Origin of the sequence: Shimia aestuarii, from assembly GCF_022814865.1 — a bacterium.
GTDB lineage: Bacteria > Pseudomonadota > Alphaproteobacteria > Rhodobacterales > Rhodobacteraceae > Shimia > Shimia aestuarii_A.
This window is the reverse complement of the sequence record NZ_JAKVRD010000001.1, coordinates 341,042-360,044: the sequence shown is the minus strand read 5'-3', so window position 1 is coordinate 360,044 and position 19,003 is coordinate 341,042. Positions and strand designations below refer to the sequence as shown.

The 19,003-nt window shown below is 60.7% G+C and carries 16 protein-coding genes and 1 tRNA gene; 15 read left to right on the top strand and 2 right to left on the bottom strand.

Going from position 1 to position 19,003, the window contains the following annotated elements:
- Nucleotides 1-51: 51 nt before the first annotated feature.
- Nucleotides 52-582 (bottom strand): SH3 domain-containing protein, encoded by a 531-nt coding sequence (locus tag MK745_RS01890; RefSeq protein ID WP_243611576.1) that lies wholly within the window; start codon nt 580-582, stop codon nt 52-54.
- A gap of 146 nt (nt 583-728) precedes the next feature.
- Here MK745_RS01890 and MK745_RS01885 point away from each other — a divergent pair, with 146 nt between their 5' ends.
- The 3 genes from MK745_RS01885 to MK745_RS01875 all read left to right on the top strand — a co-directional run bounded on the left by MK745_RS01885 (nt 729) and on the right by MK745_RS01875 (nt 5,679).
- Complete coding sequence (locus MK745_RS01885) at nt 729-3,185, top strand: DNA topoisomerase IV subunit A (RefSeq protein ID WP_243611575.1); 2,457 nt, start codon at nt 729-731, stop codon at nt 3,183-3,185.
- Between the two features lie 131 nt (nt 3,186-3,316).
- Nucleotides 3,317-4,567, top strand: coding sequence for a DUF898 family protein (locus MK745_RS01880; RefSeq protein WP_243611574.1), 1,251 nt, complete (start codon nt 3,317-3,319; stop codon nt 4,565-4,567).
- Nucleotides 4,564-5,679 carry a M48 family metallopeptidase gene (locus MK745_RS01875; RefSeq protein WP_243611573.1) on the top strand — a complete coding sequence of 372 codons (1,116 nt, stop codon included), beginning with the start codon at nt 4,564-4,566 and terminating at the stop codon, nt 5,677-5,679. Before MK745_RS01880 ends, MK745_RS01875 begins: the two co-directional genes overlap by 4 nt.
- Here the strand turns inward: MK745_RS01875 and MK745_RS01870 are convergent.
- Nucleotides 5,676-7,046, bottom strand: a complete 1,371-nt coding sequence (locus MK745_RS01870; protein ID WP_243611572.1) for a cytochrome P450 — start codon at nt 7,044-7,046, stop codon at nt 5,676-5,678. The genes MK745_RS01875 and MK745_RS01870 overlap by 4 nt on opposite strands.
- Nucleotides 7,047-7,193: 147 nt before the next feature.
- On the opposite strand from MK745_RS01870, the gene MK745_RS01865 reads away from it, so the two are divergent.
- The 12 genes from MK745_RS01865 (at nt 7,194) to rpoB (ending at nt 18,966) form a co-directional block, all read left to right on the top strand.
- Nucleotides 7,194-7,793: a hypothetical protein gene (locus MK745_RS01865; protein ID WP_243611571.1), complete on the top strand. Its 600-nt coding sequence runs from the start codon at nt 7,194-7,196 to the stop codon at nt 7,791-7,793.
- Nucleotides 7,794-7,896: 103 nt separating this feature from the next.
- Entirely contained in the window at nt 7,897-9,072 is a 1,176-nt protein-coding gene (gene tuf, locus MK745_RS01860) for an elongation factor Tu (RefSeq protein WP_243611556.1), read from the top strand.
- 151 nt (nt 9,073-9,223) lie between these two features.
- Nucleotides 9,224-10,099 carry a hypothetical protein gene (locus MK745_RS01855; protein ID WP_243611570.1) on the top strand — a complete coding sequence of 292 codons (876 nt, stop codon included), beginning with the start codon at nt 9,224-9,226 and terminating at the stop codon, nt 10,097-10,099.
- 76 nt (nt 10,100-10,175) lie between these two features.
- Nucleotides 10,176-10,251, top strand: a tRNA-Trp gene (locus tag MK745_RS01850).
- Nucleotides 10,252-10,398: 147 nt separating this feature from the next.
- Entirely contained in the window at nt 10,399-10,941 is a 543-nt protein-coding gene (locus tag MK745_RS01845) for a hypothetical protein (protein ID WP_243611569.1), read from the top strand.
- 100 nt (nt 10,942-11,041) lie between these two features.
- Nucleotides 11,042-11,239, top strand: coding sequence for a preprotein translocase subunit SecE (gene secE, locus MK745_RS01840; RefSeq protein ID WP_243611568.1), 198 nt, complete (start codon nt 11,042-11,044; stop codon nt 11,237-11,239).
- A gap of 191 nt (nt 11,240-11,430) precedes the next feature.
- Nucleotides 11,431-11,964, top strand: coding sequence for a transcription termination/antitermination protein NusG (gene nusG, locus MK745_RS01835; RefSeq protein ID WP_243611567.1), 534 nt, complete (start codon nt 11,431-11,433; stop codon nt 11,962-11,964).
- Nucleotides 11,965-12,089: 125 nt separating this feature from the next.
- Nucleotides 12,090-12,515: a 50S ribosomal protein L11 gene (gene rplK / locus MK745_RS01830; RefSeq protein ID WP_243611566.1), complete on the top strand. Its 426-nt coding sequence runs from the start codon at nt 12,090-12,092 to the stop codon at nt 12,513-12,515.
- A complete protein-coding gene (gene rplA / locus MK745_RS01825; RefSeq protein ID WP_243611565.1) occupies nt 12,515-13,213 on the top strand; it encodes a 50S ribosomal protein L1 in 699 nt (232 codons plus the stop codon). The genes rplK and rplA overlap by 1 nt, the downstream gene beginning before the upstream one ends.
- Nucleotides 13,214-13,596: 383 nt before the next feature.
- A complete protein-coding gene (gene rplJ / locus MK745_RS01820; protein ID WP_243611564.1) occupies nt 13,597-14,115 on the top strand; it encodes a 50S ribosomal protein L10 in 519 nt (172 codons plus the stop codon).
- A 71-nt stretch (nt 14,116-14,186) separates the two neighbouring features.
- Complete coding sequence (gene rplL / locus MK745_RS01815) at nt 14,187-14,570, top strand: 50S ribosomal protein L7/L12 (protein WP_243611563.1); 384 nt, start codon at nt 14,187-14,189, stop codon at nt 14,568-14,570.
- Between the two features lie 259 nt (nt 14,571-14,829).
- Nucleotides 14,830-18,966, top strand: coding sequence for a DNA-directed RNA polymerase subunit beta (gene rpoB / locus MK745_RS01810; protein WP_243611562.1), 4,137 nt, complete (start codon nt 14,830-14,832; stop codon nt 18,964-18,966).
- The last annotated feature ends 37 nt before the right edge of the window (nt 18,967-19,003 follow it).

The window sequence follows — 19,003 nt, the reverse complement described above, 5'->3', positions numbered from 1 at the left end:
GTGAATACGACAAAAACAGTCAGATTGTCAATTCCGACGAAAATGCTTGGTCTAATCCGTCGATTGCAGCAGACGTGAGGCCATCCAACCGATGCGCCCTGTGTCTTCGACCTTAAGCTTGGCCCAACCGTTGCCCGGCTCGCGCAGAACCTCGACGCGCTCGCCACGGCGCAGGGTGCCAAGCACGCTGAACTGTGTGCCCGGGCCAGAGCGCATATTGACCCGGCTGCCACGGACCTCGCGAATATCGGCCGGGGTTTCTTCGACGACCACCACCGAAGCGAGCTCTTCCGGCGACGGAATGAGTGCGACCCGTTCCTGATCCGGGGTCGCCACCGGCGCAGAGACGATGGACACGGGGATTGGCTTGGGGAGAGGAGCGGATTCGGCCGCCAGCGCGGCGCTGATATCGACATCGGTCTCGTCGCGGGGGCCCTCTTGTTGCGCCGTGGCCGGCTGTGCCTCAGCACGTTCAAGCACGGCAAGCCGCTCAGGGGGCACGGGCGCAAAATCTTGCCCGCCGCTGACCTCATAAAAGGCCCAGCCGATAAAAGCGAAACTCAAAAATACAAAACGCGTCATTTCAAATCGCCTAACGATGGCACGTCACGACTTTACGGCAGGTCAGCCGATTCCCGCAAATCACAGAGCGCCCTCGGTGCGAAAAAATCGCCCCCGATGCGCGTGCTCGCTTGAGCGCCCCTCGTCTTGCGGCTACACCGATTTGCATGACCGACCAGATCGACGACGACCTGCCCCTTGCCGAAGTGAGTGAACCGCTGCGCCGTGCCATTGGCGAGCGCTATCTCACCTATGCGCTTTCCACGATCATGCACCGCGCCCTTCCGGATGCGCGAGACGGGCTTAAACCCGTGCACCGCCGCATTCTCTATGCGATGCGCGAATTGAAGCTGACCTCGACCGGGGGCTTTCGTAAATCGGCCAAGATCTCCGGCGACGTGATGGGCAACTATCACCCGCATGGCGACGCCGCGATCTATGACGCGATGGCCCGCCTCGCACAGGATTTCAACGTCCGTTATCCGCTTGTCGACGGGCAGGGGAACTTCGGCAATATCGACGGCGATAACCCGGCCGCCTCGCGCTATACCGAAGCGCGCCTGACCTCGGTCGCCGAAGCGATGCTTCAGGGCCTGAACGAGAACGCTGTCGATTTTCGCGAGAACTACGATGGCACGCTGAGCGAACCAGTGGTGCTTCCGGCGACCTTCCCGAACCTGCTTGCCAATGGCTCGAGCGGGATCGCGGTCGGCATGGCGACGAATATTCCGCCGCACAATATCGCCGAGCTTTGCGACGCCTGCCTGCATCTCATCAAGACACCGGACGCGCGCGACGATACGCTTCTCAACTTCGTGCCGGGGCCGGATTTCCCGACCGGCGGCGTTATCGTCGAGCCGCGCGAGAATATTGCCCAAGCCTATCGCACAGGGCGCGGCTCGTTCCGTCTGCGCTGTAAATGGGAGATCGAAGACCTTGGTCGCGGCCAATGGCAGATCGTGGTCACCGAGATTCCCTATCAGGTGCAGAAATCAAGGCTCATCGAAAAGATTGCCGAGCTGATCCAGACCAAGAAAGTCCCGATCCTCGCCGACATCCGCGATGAAAGCGCCGACGACATCCGCATGATCCTCGAGCCGCGCTCCAAGAACGTGGACCCTGAGGTTCTCATGGGGCTGATGTTCCGCAACTCAGATCTCGAGGTGCGCTTCTCGCTCAACATGAACGTGCTGATCGACGGGGTCACGCCCAAGGTCTGTTCGATGAAGGAAGTGCTGCGCGCTTTCCTCGATTTCCGCCGCGAAGTGCTTATTCGCCGGTCGCGGCACCGCATGGCCAAGATCGACAACCGGCTTGAGGTGTTGCAGGGGCTTATCACGGCCTTCCTTAATCTCGACCGCGTGATCGACATCATCCGCTATGACGATGATCCGAAATCGGCGCTCATGTATGAAGACTGGTCGCGCCCGCATCAGGACACGATCAGTCGCGCCTTGAACGAGGGCGACTACCGCTCGCCACTGGCCGGTGTGGATGTGTCGAGCCTGGCGCTGATCGTCGACGAAGAGGCCGAAGCCACGGGCGTTCTTGTCGAAAGCGACGATGGCACCCGCGCCATTCCGAAATCCTTTGCCGGGCGTGAGAACGGCCTTTCGGACGTGCAGGCCGAGGCGATCCTCAATATGCGCCTGCGCAGCTTGCGCCGACTCGAGGAAGAAGCCCTCATCCGAGAGCGCGACACGCTCATGGAAGAACGCGCCGGTCTCGAAGATCTGCTCGAAAGCGAGGCGCTGCAATGGGCGCGCATCGCAGAACAGCTCAAAGAGGCCAAGAAGACCTTCGGTAAGGACCACGAATACGGCGCGCGCCGTTCGGCCTTTGCCGAGGCGGGCGAGGTCGAAGAGGTGCCGCTTGAGGCAATGATCGACAAGGAACCAATCACGGTCGTCTGTTCACAGATGGGCTGGATCCGGGCCATGTCGGGCCATATCGACCTTGGACGCGAGTTGAAGTTCAAGGATGGCGACGGGCCGCGGTTCATCTTCCATGCCGAGACGACCGATCGGCTTTTGGTCTTTGCTTCCAATGGACGCTTTTACACGGTGAGCGCCGCCAACCTGCCCGGTGGGCGCGGTATGGGCGAGCCGCTGCGTCTCATGGTGGATATCCCCAACGAGGCCGAGATCATCGACATCTTCATCCATCAGCCCGAGCGCAAGCTGCTTGTCGCGTCGACGGCGGGGGATGGGTTTATCGTGCCCGAGAAGGATGTCATCGCCCAGACCCGAAACGGCCGTCAGGTGCTGAACGTCAAGGACGATGTGAAGGCCAAGATCTGCCTGCCTGTGATCGGCGATCACGTGGCCGTGGTGTCGGAGAACGGCAAGTTCCTCGTCTTTCCTGTTGATGAACTGCCCGAGATGGGGCGCGGCAAGGGCGTGCGGCTTCAGAAATACAACATGGCGCGCGGGCGTCAGGGCACGCTCGAACTGGACGGCGGGCTCTCGGACATCACGACCTTTACATGGGACGAGGGCCTGAGCTGGGAGATGGGCGGCGGCAAGACACGGCACGAACCGGACCTGAGCGATTGGCTCGGCAAGCGCGCTGGCGTGGGCAAGAAGCCGCCCTATGGGTTCCCGCGCAATTACAAGTTCCGCTAAGCGAGAGGGGCGCGGCCCCCTCTCGCCCCTTCGGGACGGAGTATTTTCATCAAGGTGAAGAGGGGACTCGCGCTCGGGCCGCGACTTGGTCACAATGGGGCCGAGTAAGTTTCGATTGATGGGATTTTGGTTTGACTGAACCTTCCGGGTCCGGCCCATGGGACCACCGCGATACAGACGCGATACCGACGCAATACCGACGTGCCGATCCGACGCCCCTTGATGGCGATTTCGTCGGCAATCGCGGGCGGGTTTTCGCGCTCGCGCTGCGCACCGGGATCTTCACTGTTCTGACGCTCGGCATCTACCGGTTCTGGATGAAGACCCGCCTGCGCAGGTTCTATTGGTCCTCGGTCCGCTTTGGTGGCGTTCCGGCGGAATACCTTGGCGATCCCCTTGAAAAGCTTCTCGGTTTTCTCTTCGCCGTGGTGATCCTTGCCTTCTATATCGGGGTGGTGAACCTTGCCCTGATGTTCCTGAGCTACTCGCTTTTTCAGGATAATTTCGTCGCCTATCTCCTAAGCTTCGTCGGCGTTGTGCCGCTCTGGTTCTATGCCCGCTACCGCGCCCGGCGCTATGTGCTTGCCCGCACCCGTTGGCGCGGGATCCGTTTTGGCCTCGAACCCGGCGCCTGGGGCTATGCCTGGCGGGCCATACTCTATTGGTTTATCACGCTAATTTCGGGCGGGTTGCTCTGGCCTCTGATGACATTCCGGCTCGAGAAGTACCGCACAGACCGGACATGGTATGGCGACTGCAAGCTGGAGCAGGAAGGCCGCTGGACCATGCTCTTGCCCGCCATGCGGCATATGCTGCTTGCGCTTCTGGTCGGTGGGTTGAGCATCGGAGTCGGGCTCTACGCGATCCCGGCCGCGTTTCTTCTGCCTCTGTTCTGTTTGCCGTGGTTTGCCTTTGGTCTCGCATATTACCGCGCCAAGTCGTTCGAGCTTCTGACCAACGCAAAGCGCGCGGGCGATATCGTGTTTCTTTCGAAGCCGCGTCCGATGCGTGTCTTTGGTATCTATCTCTGGGGCAACCTCCTTGGTGGGCTTGTGGCCTCGTTCTTCCTCGTGCCGCTTGGCCTTGCGGCGGTTGCCATGCTCGGCACGCTGATCGGGCTTGAGAACAGCACCGGCATGGTTCTCGAGACCTTCGCCAGCGGTACGCTGACCCTGATCGGTATCCTGTCCTACTTTGCCTTCTTCCTCGCATGGTCCGCCGTGACCCATGCGTTTGTCACCTTGCCGCTCTGGGCGCATTTCTCTGAGACCCTGACCGTCATTGATCCGGGCAGTCTTGGGCATATTCGTCAACGCGCGCGGGACGACTTCGAAGAGGCGGAGGGCTTCGCCGAGGCTCTGGATGTGGGGGCTGCAATATGAGCGGGATCATCCCAGCCGTGCCTCGCGAGGCGCGCCAAGGTGTCTTCTTTGATGGCGAAAGCGCCGCCGCGCATGAGGTGCGTATCGTCCTCGATGAAGGCGCGGGGCTGCTCTTGTTGCGTGGTGAAGGCATCGACGTGACATGGAAACTCGCCGAGGTTCGTCTCGTGCCGGATCAGGCCGGGCAGGGTGGGCTCGTACTGCGTTCTGCCACCGCCCCGATGCAGCGCTTGTTCACCGCCCACCGTGATCTTGCCGAGTCCTTTCCGGCGCGCCATCGACCTGTGAAACAAGTCGACAGAGGACGTATCCTGCGCTGGGCGCTGGCGGCTGTGGCCTCGGTCGCGCTCATTGTGTTCGTGCTTGTGCCGACGATGGCAGACCAACTCGCGCGGTTCATCCCGCCCGAGGGAGAAAAGGCGCTTGGCGACGCGACGCTGGGCCAGATCCGAGGCGCGCTGAACGAGAATTCGAGTATCGGTGTGAGGGTGTGTCGCGATCCCGAGGGTGTCCGCGCGTTTGACGCGATGACAGAGCGGCTCGCGGCGGGGGTGGACCTCCCGGTGGACCTGACGGTGACGGTGCTCGATCACCCGATGGTCAATGCCTTCGCGCTGCCCGGTGGGCATATCGTCTTTATGCGCGGTCTTTTGAAAGAGGCCGGAACCGCAGAAGAAGTCGCCGCCGTCTTCGCGCATGAGATGGGTCATGTTGCTTCGCGCGATCCAACGCGCCACGCGTTGCGCTCGGCCGGGTCGATCGGGGTTCTTGGTCTGATTTTCGGCGATTTCGCTGGCGGTGCGCTCGTCCTGTTCCTTGCCGAGCAGTTGATCGAAGCGAAATACTCCCAAGGCGCAGAGAGCGATGCAGATGTCTTTGCCTACAGTGTGCTGGCCAAGGCGGGTGTTGCCCCCTCCGCGCTCGGGGCGATGTTCGAGAGGTTTCGGGCAAAATCGGGAGATGCCGAGGGGCTTGCCGCCCATTTCCTAAGTCACCCCGCACTTGGCGACCGGATCGAGGCCGCGCGGGTGGCCACGCCGAAAGGGTTTGCCGCGCGTCCAATCCTCTCCGAGGCGGAATGGGCGGCGCTGAAGGGGATCTGTGCGCGCTAGGCGGGCTCTGCTGTAAGCCAGACACCGCCATTGGGTCGCAGCGTCAGGATCATGACAGGCTCAGGCGGGCGCGTTGCGACGAGATCGAACCGGAACCGCGCAAGCAGCGTCGCAAGAATGATGACCGCCTCCTGAATGGCGAAGCTCGCTCCGATACAGATGCGCGGCCCGTCGCCGAAGGGCAGGTAGGCATAGCGGTCGATCCCCTTGCGATCCGAGAACCGATCCGGACGAAAGGCATCCGGGTCGTCCCAGAGCATATGATGGCGGTGTAAGGCGTAGATCGGGATCATCACCGTATCGCCGCGTTTGACCTCGCGACCGCAGAGCGTATCCGGTGCCTGCGCCGTGCGCGACAGGATACCAGCAGGCGGATAGAGCCGAAGCGCCTCATCGACGATCTGGCGGATAAAGGGGAGGCGTTCGAGATCTGCGCCGGTTGCCGCCCCGCCCGACAGCACCGATTGCGCCTCGGCCCTTGCGCGATCCTGCACCTCTGTGTCGAAGGCGCAGAGATAGAGGGACCAGGCCAGCGTCAGCGCCGTGGTTTCGTGTCCTGCGACGATGAAGGTCAGGAGATTGTCGCGCAGTTCCGATGTATTCATGCGCCGCTTGGTCTCGGGGTCTTCCCCTGCAAGCAACAGGTCGAGCAAGTCCGGCACATCGCCTGCGCCACGGATGCGGCGTGCCTCAATGGCCTCATCGGCGACGCGCTTCATCTCGTTCACCACTGGGCCCGAGGTAAAGCGCGAGGGCCGTGGGAGCCAATCCGGCAGACCGAGCATATCAAAGAGCGAGATTTTGCCCGCGGCCGCAATATAGGCGTCGATGGCGCGATGCACAGCGGGGGCATCAAACTGGCCCTCACCGGAAAAGGTCACTTCGGCGATGACATCAAAGGTCGTGCGCACCATCTCGTCGAGCATATCGACCGCGCGCCCCTCGGCTTTGGCGATGCGTTCGGCGCTTCGGGTCGCAGCGGCGGACATGACCGGGGCGAGGTTCATCACGTTGCGATGCGAGAAAACCGGCGCGGCGGCGCGGCGTTGCCAGCGCCAATGTGTATCCTCGGCGATAAAGAGGCTATCGCCGATGGCAGGCCGCAGAATGTTCTTGGTGGCGCGGGACTTGGGGTAGGTCTCCACAGCTTCAAGAAGCACGCGCCGGATCGCCCCCGGCTCCATGATCATGTGCCAGCGAAGCCCGGTGTGGCCCGAGACCATGGGCTGCCGCACGGCGAGTTCCGGCAGAATGCTCAGGAGATTGCTCCGTGCCGCGCGGAGCGACCCCAATAGACCCAATGGCTCGGTCGCGAGCGGCGCGCGTGCTGGCAATGGTGCAAGGGTATCGAACGCGGGATCGTTCATGGAAAAGACTCCTGTCTCCGGGATGATAGTGCGCCAGTGGTCAAGCGGCAAACCAAGCGCGAGGCCGCTGAGATCACCGCGCCAGATTGCGCGGTTGGCAGGTTTCGGATATGCCGCTTCGTGACCCTGATCAAAAGGACACGCCTGATGCTCCGAATCTTTGCCCTGCTTTCGACCCTCCTTGTCGTCGCTGCCTGCGCCGTGCCGCAAAAAGAGGTGACCGAAGCGCCGGTCGATCTTGGCGATTTCAAACTTGGCCATAATATCGTCGTCGCACCGGACCTGACCAAGGGGCCGCTGTCGCGCGAGGCGAGCAAGGAAGAGTGGATCGCTTCGGTCAAAGGTGCAATTGACGCGCGTCTTGGTCGCTACAACGGGACGCGACTTGTCCATCTTGGTGTGAACGTGTCGGGCTATGTGCTTGCCCAGCCGGGCGTGCCGATTCTTCTCGCGCCGAAATCCGCGCTTATTATTACGGTTACGGCATGGGATGACCGCGCCGGTGGCAAGTTCCACGATGAGCCGAAGATGATCACCGTGCTTGAGACCTTCACCGGGGCAAGCATTGTCGGCTCTGGTCTGACCATGACTGCCGAAGAGCAGATGGCGAACCTGTCGCACAACGTGGCCAAGGCTCTCGAGGACTGGCTCCACGAGAACCGCGCTTGCATGACAGAGTCCCCGAGTGCCGAAGAACTCGCGGCCTGTTGGAAGGACAAGAAGAAAGAGCAGGACGGCAGCCAGTAATCGCGTCAAGTCACGCTTGATTTTTCCCGCGCAACCAAATATGTCGCGCGCGGTAGATAAATACGGGCAGCGTGCCCACTCATCACATGGAAGGCGCCTCGAGATGGCTAAGGAAAAGTTTGAGCGCAGTAAACCGCACTGCAACATCGGCACGATTGGTCACGTTGACCACGGCAAGACGACCCTGACGGCAGCGATCACCAAGCAATTTGGTGACTTCAAAGCCTATGACGAGATTGACGGCGCGCCGGAAGAGAAAGCCCGCGGCATCACCATCTCGACCGCGCACGTGGAATACGAGACCGACGCGCGTCACTACGCCCACGTCGACTGCCCCGGCCACGCCGACTACGTGAAGAACATGATCACCGGTGCGGCCCAGATGGACGGCGCGATCCTGGTTGTGAACGCTGCTGACGGCCCGATGCCGCAGACCCGCGAGCACATCCTGCTTGGCCGTCAGGTCGGCATCCCGGCGATGGTCGTGTTCCTCAACAAAGTTGACCAGGTCGACGACGAAGAGCTCCTCGAGCTCGTCGAGATGGAAGTGCGTGAACTTCTCTCCGAATACGACTTCCCGGGCGACGATATCCCGATCATCGCGGGTTCGGCTCTGGCCGCTCTCGAAGGTCGCGACCCGGAAATCGGCGAGCAGAAGATTGCTGAGCTGATGGCCGCTGTTGACGAGTACATCCCGCAGCCGCCGCGCGCCACCGACCAGCCGTTCCTGATGCCGATCGAAGACGTGTTCTCGATCTCGGGTCGTGGTACGGTTGTGACCGGCCGTGTTGAGCGTGGTGTGATCAACGTGGGCGACGAGATCGAAATCGTCGGCATCAAGGACACCCAGAAGACGACCTGTACTGGCGTTGAAATGTTCCGCAAGCTGCTTGACCGCGGTGAAGCAGGCGACAACATCGGCGCGCTGCTGCGCGGTGTGGACCGTGAAGCGGTTGAGCGTGGCCAGGTTCTCTGCAAGCCGGGCTCCGTGAACCCGCACACCAAGTTCGAAGCCGAAGCCTACATCCTGACCAAGGATGAAGGTGGCCGTCACACGCCGTTCTTCGCGAACTACCGTCCGCAGTTCTACTTCCGCACGACCGACGTGACCGGGACCGTTGAACTGCCGTCGGGCACCGAGATGGTGATGCCGGGCGACAACCTGAAGTTCGCCGTGGAACTGATCGCGCCGATCGCGATGGAAGAAGGCCTGCGCTTCGCCATCCGCGAAGGTGGCCGTACCGTCGGCTCCGGCGTTGTGTCGAAGATCCTCGACTAAGCCAGGTTTGACCTGAAAGATCAGAAGGCCCCGCCAAACGGCGGGGCCTTTTCTTTTGGGGGCGATGGTTTGGTGGGACCACTTGGCCGCTTGCCTTCCCGCGCCATTCCTCCGAGACTTCTTTGTAGCGTGGCGCAACGGAGAGAGCCCCTTGACCGACCGTTTCTTTGAAGATCGTATCTGGGACGATTTCTCGCCCGCCGATCTTGGCCCAGCCGCCAAAATTCCGACCATGCTGCAATTTGACGAACAGGCCTACTACGTGGCGCTGACCCGCGATTGGGCGACGGGGGCAGGGGCGATTGTCGATCTCGGATCATTCGCGGGTGGCTCGGCCGCCTGTCTTGCGGAGGGCGTGGCGCAGGCTGGGCGCGATCAGGTCGTGCATGGCTATGACAAGTTCGAGGTTGGCGATTTCGAGATTTTCCGCAAACGCTATCGCCAATATTGCAACAACCCGCCGTCCTCTGAGAGTCCGCACGAGACCCCGCCGCTCCTTGGACCGTTTGGCACGGACCTCTTACCGATTGCCGAGCGGTTTCTAGCGCCCTGGGGCGAGGGGATCAGTCTCAGGAAAGGGCAGATCGAAGATATCGGCTGGGAGGGGGGCGATATCGAAGTGCTGGTGATGGACGCCTCCAAGACCGCCGCCACGATGGACCAGATGAGCGCGCTTTTCTTCCCGCATCTCGTTCCGGGGCGGTCAATTGTTGTGCAACAGGATTTCCTTTGGTGGCAACAACCTTGGATCGCGGTGCAGATGGCGGTCCTGTCAGAGTATTTTGAGCCGGTGGCGCATGTGCATCGGGATTCGGTCTCGTTTCTCTACAAGAGAAAACTGCCCGCCGAAGTGCTTGCGGGGCTGAACGTGGCCGGGATGGAGGATGGTGAGATCATCGCGCATCTCAGGGATATGAAACAGGTCGTCAAACCCCTGCGGATCGATCGCGAAATGCGCCAGCTCATTGCGTCGGTCAAAGCCAATCCCGGTCAACGAGCGGCGTTTCGTTTCAAGACCAAGCCCTAGGGCGAAAACTCCGGTAGGGAAGGGCGTTTTTGCGCTTGAATTCTCGTAAGCGATTCCGTAACAGTCCACGCACTTTAGGGGTATAGCTCAGCTGGTAGAGCGACGGTCTCCAAAACCGTAGGTCGCGGGTTCGAACCCTGCTGCCCCTGCCACTTTCCAGACATATTGCTTCATTCGCGCCTCAGGGTTTCCGCAATTGCGCCCCGAGAGCACCTGTTTTCTGCGCCACTGCTGTCGTGTTGGCGTCGGTAGGGTCTGCGCGAGTCCCACCGGCCAGGACGAGACGCGATAGGTGCGAGATGAAGCAAGATGGCATGGGGCCGTTCCATACGGTCGGAATTCAGAAAGTGCGCCAGCGCAAGTGCGAGGCACAGAATCTCCCCCCTGCAGACCGGGCACGGCTCGAAGGGGAGGCGAGTCGTCGTTTCGCGACTCTTTCGCCTGAGACACAGCCGGCACCGTCCACGCTTTCGCGTGTAGAGCAAGCCATGCGTCGCAATGCGCCTGACCTTGCCGGAGGGACGCCCGAAGAAGTCGCCGCCGCCAAGGCCCGCCGCCGCGCGCATCACGATGCCAAGTGGCCGCGTCCGCGCCTTGCCGCGCTTGTGATGCTGATGGCTTCGGCCACGGCCAACCCCTTGCCGGTTCTACGCCTTGGGGTCTGGGGGGTGGTGCTCTTCCTTGCGGTCTCCGTTGCGGTTGGTCCCGAGCGCGCGCGGGATTATAGCGCCGCGCTTTGGCGCGCGTTTGTAGGTCTTTGGAAGCACGAGATCGTGGTTTTGCGTAAAGCAATTCAACATCTGCGCGATCGGATTGACAGCTGGTTGCGCACCGCGCTCTGAGGGTTTCCGCGGCGCTCGGAGCGACAAGCGCCAATCCGGCCTTGAAATTCCCTGACGCGCCGCGTATGTCGGCCCCTGATTCAAGCTAAGAAGACACATCATGGCCAAAACCAATCCGCTTACGTTCATCCAGCAGGTCCGTGCCGAGGTCGCAAAGGTCGTATGGCCGACCCGCCGCGAAGTCCTTCTGACAACGGTCATGGTTTTCATCATGGCGGCGTTGACGGCCGTGTTCTTCTCGCTGGTGGATATCCTTATCCGCGGCGGTCTTCAGATGGTCCTGTCGATCTTCGGCTGATCCGCTCGAGCCTGAAAAACGCTTGAAATCGGGGGCGTTCGGGACTATCCCGACGCGCATCCCCTACACATGGCGCGCGGCGATTCGAGCCACGCGCCGATTTTTTGTTCGGGACCGGTCATAGAAGGCCGGGTGATATTTGGAAATTCTTGATCCTTCGGGATCGGCGCAAGACGGGAAAGAACGATCAGATGGCGAAACGGTGGTATTCGGTTAGCGTGCTGTCGAACTTCGAAAAGAAGATCGCAGAACAGATCCGCCAGTCGGTGATCGAAAGCGATCTCGAAGACGAGATCGACGAGGTTCTGGTGCCGACCGAAGAGGTCATTGAGGTGCGTCGCGGCAAGAAGGTCACGACCGAGCGCCGCTTCATGCCGGGCTACGTGCTCGTGCACATGGAGATGAGCGACCGCGGCTATCACCTCATCAACTCGATCAACCGGGTCACCGGTTTCCTTGGCCCGCAAGGCCGCCCGATGCCGATGCGCGACGCAGAAGTGCAGGGTATCCTTGGCCGCGTCGAGGAAGGTCAGGAAGCACCGCGCACCCTCATCACCTTCGAGGTTGGTGAGAAGGTCAAGGTCAACGACGGCCCGTTCGAAGATTTCGACGGCATGGTCGAGGAAGTGGACGACGACAACCAGCGCCTCAAGGTGACGGTGTCGATCTTCGGTCGGGAAACCCCGGTCGAACTGGAATTCACGCAGGTCACCAAACAGGCCTGATGTGAGCGGCGCCTTCGGGCGCCACCCCCGCGTGGGAGGCGAGGGCATCGCGATGCCCGGACCAGACCACACAACGTAGCAATCCGAAGGGCGCGCCCCGAGGATGTTGGAAAAGGAAAAGGCTTATGGCCAAGAAGCTCGCAGGCACGATGAAATTGCAAGTGCCCGCCGGTCAAGCGAACCCCTCTCCGCCGGTCGGTCCGGCGCTGGGTCAGCGCGGCATCAACATCATGGAATTCTGCAAGGCGTTCAACGCCAAGACGCAGGATATGGAGCCCGGTGCGCCGTGCCCGACCGTGATCACCTACTATCAGGACAAGTCCTTCACCATGGACATCAAGACGCCGCCGGCGTCCTATTACCTGAAGAAGGCGGCGAAACTGAAATCCGGTGCGACCAACCCGTCGCGCGAAACCGTGGGTTCGGTCACCGTCAAGCAGGTGCGTGAGATCGCGGAAGCCAAGATGAAGGATCTCAACGCCAATGACATCGAGGCCGCGATGAAGATCATCGTTGGTTCGGCGAACTCCATGGGCATCGAGGTGAAGTAATGGCGAAACTTGGTAAGCGTACTGCCGCAGCGCGTGAAGCGTTTGCAGGCAAGGAAAACCTGACCGTCGAAGAGGCTGTTGCTCTCGTCAAAGGTAACGCCAACGCGAAATTCGACGAAACCGTCGAGATCGCAGTGCAGCTCGGTGTTGATCCGCGCCACGCAGACCAGATGGTCCGCGGCGTTGTCGGCCTGCCGAACGGCACCGGCAAAACCGTTCGCGTCGCCGTGTTCGCTCGTGGCCCGAAGGCTGAAGAAGCTCAGGCCGCTGGTGCGGATATCGTTGGTGCAGAAGACCTCATGGAAACCGTTCAGGGCGGCACCATCGAGTTCGATCGCTGCATCGCGACCCCGGACATGATGCCGATCGTCGGTCGCCTTGGTAAAGTCCTCGGCCCGCGTAACCTGATGCCGAACCCGAAGGTCGGCACCGTGACCATGGACGTCAAGGCAGCTGTTGAAGCGGCCAAGGGCGGCGAAGTGCAGTTCAAGGCCGAGAAGGCCGGTGTTGTGCATGCGGGACTCGGCAAGGTGTCCTTCGACGAAGGTAAACTGGTCGAAAACGTGCGTGCCTTCATGGAAGCCGTTCTCAAGGCCAAGCCGTCGGGCGCCAAAGGTGCATACGTCAAGAAGATCGCTCTGAGCTCGACCATGGGCCCGGGTGTGACCATCGACGTGGACAGCGCAGCGGCTCAGTAAGCCGTCGCAACGACAGAATTGAGAGACGGGCGGGGCATGGCTCCGCCCGTTTTTCTTTGAAGCGCAAGCTCTGGTGGCGCTGAAAATCAAAAAGACGATAGACAAACCGGGCTATGGCCTTTAATGAACCCCTGTCCAAGCCGGAAGGGATTCGTGTATACGGGTCCCTTTTCAGGTTTGGCCTGTCCAAGACGGAGGGTTCACGGCGCTTTGGCCATGAATAATTCCTTCCTGAGATGGGGAACGAGACAAGAATTCTGGAAGGCCATCCTTCGAGCGATCCTGGACTCCTTACCCGTAAGTTTGGACCTGAACGCGTGAGCCCTCGGGTTTGCGCAAACATGAGCCGGAAGGTGAGAGCCTTCCAAATTTGGAGTGAAACTGTGGATAGAGCCCAGAAAGAGAAAGTGGTCGAGGAACTCGGCCAGATCTTTGAAAGCTCTGGCGTCGTCGTGGTAGCCCACTACGCCGGTCTCACGGTTGCTGACATGCAGGACCTTCGCGCACGTGCTCGTGACGCGGGTGGTGCTGTTCGTGTCGCCAAGAACAGGCTCGCCAAGATCGCCCTTAAGGACAAGCCCTGCGAGAGCATGGCAGACCTTCTTACGGGTATGACCGTTCTGACCTACTCGGAAGACCCCGTGGCAGCAGCCAAGGTCGCCGAGGACTTTGCCAAGACGAACAAAAAGTTCGAAATCCTTGGCGGTGCAATGGGTGAGAACGCTCTTGACCGTGCCGGCGTTGAAGCCGTGTCGAAAATGCCGTCGCGCGAGGAGCTTATTGCTTCGATCGTCGGCTGCATCGGCGCACCTGCTTCGAACATCGCTGGCGCGATTGGCGCACCTGCTTCGAACATCGCATCCATCCTGTCTACCATCGAGGAAAAGGCAGAGGCTGCGTAAGCAACTTTGGAACCGCGTAGGCACTATCGCCCAACGTTGGAACACATACCTAGAAACGGAAAGAGTCTAAAATGGCTGATCTGAAAAAACTTGCAGAAGAGATCGTGGGTCTGACCCTTCTCGAAGCACAAGAACTGAAAACCATCCTCAAAGACGAGTACGGCATTGAGCCCGCAGCTGGCGGCGCCGTCATGGTCGCAGGCGCAGCTGGTGGCGACGCCGGCGGTGCAGCTGAGGAAGAGAAAACCGAATTCGACGTCATCCTGAAGTCGGCCGGCGCCTCGAAAATCAACGTCATCAAAGAAGTCCGCGGCATCACCGGCCTGGGCCTCAAAGAAGCCAAAGAGCTGGTCGAAGCCGGCGGCAAGGCTGTCAAAGAAGGCGTTTCGAAAGAAGAAGCCGAAGACATCAAGGGCAAGCTGGAAGCAGCTGGCGCAGAAGTCGAAGTCAAGTAATCCGGCGGGAACGGACCGGGCAACCGGCGCGTTCCACCAGATTTGTCAGGCTGGATGCGGGTTATACCGCGTCCAGCCGAACCTGTCTCAGAGAGGGCTTTTTCAACAAAGCCTTTTCTAAGGCGAGGTTCAAAGATCGGGAGGTTGCCACTCGGGACGGCGACCGGGAATTGATCTGAACTCGACCATCTCGGATGGGTGTGCGACCGGGGCCCGACGGTCGGCACACTCGCAAGAGAAGTGAAAGGTGACATCGACCATGGCTCAGACCTACCTTGGCCAAAAACGTCTGCGTAAGTATTACGGCAAGATCCGCGAAGTCCTCGAAATGCCGAACCTCATCGAGGTTCAGAAATCCTCCTACGATCTCTTCCTGCGCTCCGGCGACGAAGCGCTCCCGATGGACGGTGAAGGCATCAAGGGTGTTTTCCAATCGGTCTTCCCGATCAAGGATTTCAACGAGACCTCCGTGCTCGAGTTCGTGAACTACGAGCTTGAAAAGCCGAAATATGACGTCGAAGAGTGCATGCAGCGCGACATGACCTATTCGGCGCCGCTCAAGGTCACGCTGCGCCTGATCGTGTTCGATGTGGACGAAGACACCGGCGCCAAGTCGGTCAAGGACATCAAGGAACAAGACGTCTTTATGGGCGACATGCCCCTGATGACCCCGAACGGCACCTTTGTCGTCAACGGCACCGAGCGTGTGATCGTCTCCCAGATGCACCGTTCGCCGGGCGTGTTCTTTGACCACGATAAGGGCAAAACGCATTCCTCGGGTAAACTCCTGTTCGCCTGCCGCATCATCCCGTATCGCGGCTCCTGGCTCGACTTCGAATTCGACGCCAAGGACATCGTGTTCGCCCGTATCGACCGTCGCCGCAAGCTGCCGGTCACAACGCTTCTTTATGCGCTTGGTCTCGACCAAGAAAGCATCATGGATGCCTATTACGAAACCGTCGACTTCAAGCTCGAGAAGAACAAGGGTTGGGTCACCAAGTTCTTCCCCGAACGCGTGCGCGGCACCCGTCCGACCTACGATCTCGTCGACGCGGCCACTGGCGAAGTGATCTGCGAAGCGGGCAAGAAAGTCACGCCGCGTGCGGTCAAGAAAATCATCGACGAAGGCAAGATCACCAACCTTCTCGTACCCTTCGACCACATTGTCGGGAAATACGTCTCCAAGGACATCATCAACGAAGAAACTGGTGCGATCTATGTCGAAGCCGGTGACGAATTGACGATGGAATACGACAAGGACGGCGAAGTCATCGGTGGCTCCCTGAAAGAGCTGCTCGACGCGGGCATCACCGATATCCCGGTCCTCGACATCGACAACGTCAACGTCGGCCCCTACATGCGCAACACCATGGCGCAGGACAAGAACATGAACCGCGAAACCGCGCTCATGGACATCTACCGCGTCATGCGCCCGGGCGAGCCGCCCACGGTCGAAGCCGCGTCGGCCCTGTTCGACACGCTCTTCTTCGACAGCGAGCGCTATGACCTCTCGGCCGTTGGTCGCGTGAAGATGAACATGCGTCTTGCGCTCGACGCCGAAGACACCCAGCGCACCCTGCGCAAGGAAGACATCGTTGCTTGTATCAAGGCGCTCGTTGAGCTTCGTGACGGCAAGGGCGACGTGGACGACATCGACCACCTCGGCAACCGTCGTGTGCGCTCGGTCGGCGAATTGATGGAGAACCAGTATCGCGTGGGTCTCCTGCGCATGGAACGTGCCATCAAGGAACGCATGTCGTCGGTCGAAATCGACACCGTCATGCCGCAAGACCTTATCAACGCCAAACCGGCCGCGGCGGCTGTGCGTGAATTCTTCGGCTCGTCGCAGCTGTCGCAGTTCATGGACCAGACCAACCCGCTTTCGGAAGTGACGCACAAGCGTCGCCTCTCGGCGCTTGGCCCGGGCGGCCTGACTCGCGAACGCGCAGGCTTTGAGGTGCGCGACGTGCACCCGACCCATTATGGCCGCATGTGCCCGATTGAAACGCCGGAAGGCCCGAACATCGGTCTTATCAACTCGCTCGCAACTTTCGCGCGCGTCAACAAGTATGGCTTCATCGAGACCCCGTATCGTGTCGTGAAAGATGCGAAGGTCACCGACGAAGTGCATTACATGTCGGCCACCGAAGAGATGCGCCACACCGTGGCTCAGGCGAACGCCAACCTCAACACCGAGGGCAAATTCGAGAACGATCTCGTCTCGACCCGTCAGAACGGCGACTACACCCTCGCACCGCGCGAGAACGTGGACCTGATCGACGTCTCCCCGAAACAGCTGGTTTCGGTCGCGGCCTCGCTCATCCCGTTCCTTGAAAACGACGACGCCAACCGCGCTCTCATGGGTTCGAACATGCAACGTCAGGCCGTGCCGCTCCTGCGTGCCGAGGCGCCGCTCGTCGGCACCGGCATCGAGGAAATCGTGGCCCGCGACTCGGGCGCTGCGATCATGGCGACCCGCGGCGGCATCATCGACCAGGTCGACGCCCAGCGTATCGTTGTGCGCGCCACCGAAGATCTCGAGCTTGGCGATGCCGGCGTCGACATCTACCGGATGCGCAAGTTCCAGCGGTCGAACCAGAACACCTGTATCAACCAGCGCCCGCTGGTGAAGGTGGGTGACACGGTTCAGAAAGGCGAAGTGATCGCCGATGGTCCGTCGACGGATATCGGTGAACTGGCGCTCGGCAAGAACGTCGTCGTCGCCTTCATGCCTTGGAACGGCTACAACTACGAAGACTCGATCCTGATCTCCGAGCGTATCGCGCGTGACGACGTCTTTACCTCGATCCACATCGAGGAATTCGAAGTCTCCGCCCGTGACACGAAGCTCGGCCCGGAAGAGATCACCCGCGACATCCCCAACGTCGGCGAGGAAGCCCTGCGCAACCTCGATGAGGCGGGCATCGTCTATATCGGTGCCGATGTGGAGCCGGGCGATATTCTCGTCGGGAAGATCACGCCGAAGGGCGAAAGCCCGATGACGCCGGAAGAGAAACTTCTGCGCGCCATCTTCGGCGAGAAGGCCTCGGACGTGCGCGACACCTCGCTGCGCGTGAAGCCGGGCGACTTCGGCACGGTTGTCGAGGTCCGCGTCTTCAACCGTCACGGTGTCGAGAAAGACGAACGTGCGCTTCAGATCGAGCGTGAAGAGGTGGAACGTCTGGCGCGTGACCGCGACGACGAACTCGCCATCCTCGACCGCAACATCTATGCCCGCCTCAAGGGTCTGATCCTCGGCAAGACCGCCGTGAAAGGCCCCAAAGGCGTCAAGGCGAACTCGGAAATTACCGAGGATCTGCTCGAAACCCTGACCCGTGGTCAGTGGTGGCAACTCGCGCTTGCGGAAGAAGCCGATGCACAGATCGTCGAGGCCCTGCACGAGCAGTATGAGATCCAGAAGCGCGCGCTTGATGCCCGTTTCGAGGACAAGGTCGAGAAGGTCCGCCGCGGCGATGACCTGCCGCCGGGTGTGATGAAGATGGTCAAGGTCTTCATCGCCGTGAAGCGCAAGCTTCAGCCGGGCGATAAGATGGCCGGTCGTCACGGGAACAAAGGTGTGATCTCGAAAGTGGTTCCGATGGAGGACATGCCGTTCCTCGCAGATGGCACCCCGGTCGACTTCTGCCTCAACCCGCTCGGTGTTCCGTCGCGTATGAACGTCGGTCAGATCCTCGAGACCCACATGGGTTGGGCCGCACGCGGTCTTGGTCTGAACGTCGATGAAGCGCTTCAGGAATACCGCCGCTCGGGCGATCTGACCCCGGTGCGCGAAGCGATGAAGCTGGCCTATGGCGAAGATGTCTACGAAGAAGGCATCACCTCCATGGACGAGCCCGCGCTTCTCGAAGCCGCTGGCAACGTGACCCGTGGTGTGCCGATCGCGACTCCGGTCTTCGACGGCGCCAAAGAGGCAGACGTGAACGACGCACTTGTGCGCGCAGGCTTCTCCGAATCCGGTCAGTCGATCCTGTTCGACGGCCGCACCGGCGAGCAGTTTGCACGCCCGGTCACCGTCGGGATCAAGTACCTGCTCAAGCTGCACCACCTTGTCGACGACAAGATCCACGCCCGTTCGACCGGCCCGTACAGCCTCGTCACCCAGCAGCCGCTCGGTGGTAAGGCACAGTTCGGTGGTCAGCGTTTCGGGGAGATGGAGGTCTGGGCTCTGGAAGCATATGGCGCGGCCTACACGCTGCAAGAGATGCTCACCGTCAAGTCGGATGACGTGGCGGGCCGGACCAAGGTCTACGAGTCGATCGTCAAAGGCGAAGACAACTTCGAAGCGGGCGTCCCGGAATCCTTCAACGTTCTCGTGAAGGAAGTCCGCGGCCTCGGCCTGAACATGGAACTCCTGGATGCGGAGGTGGACGAGTAAGGGCCCCGCGCCCTTACCCCATCATCCCTTCCGCACA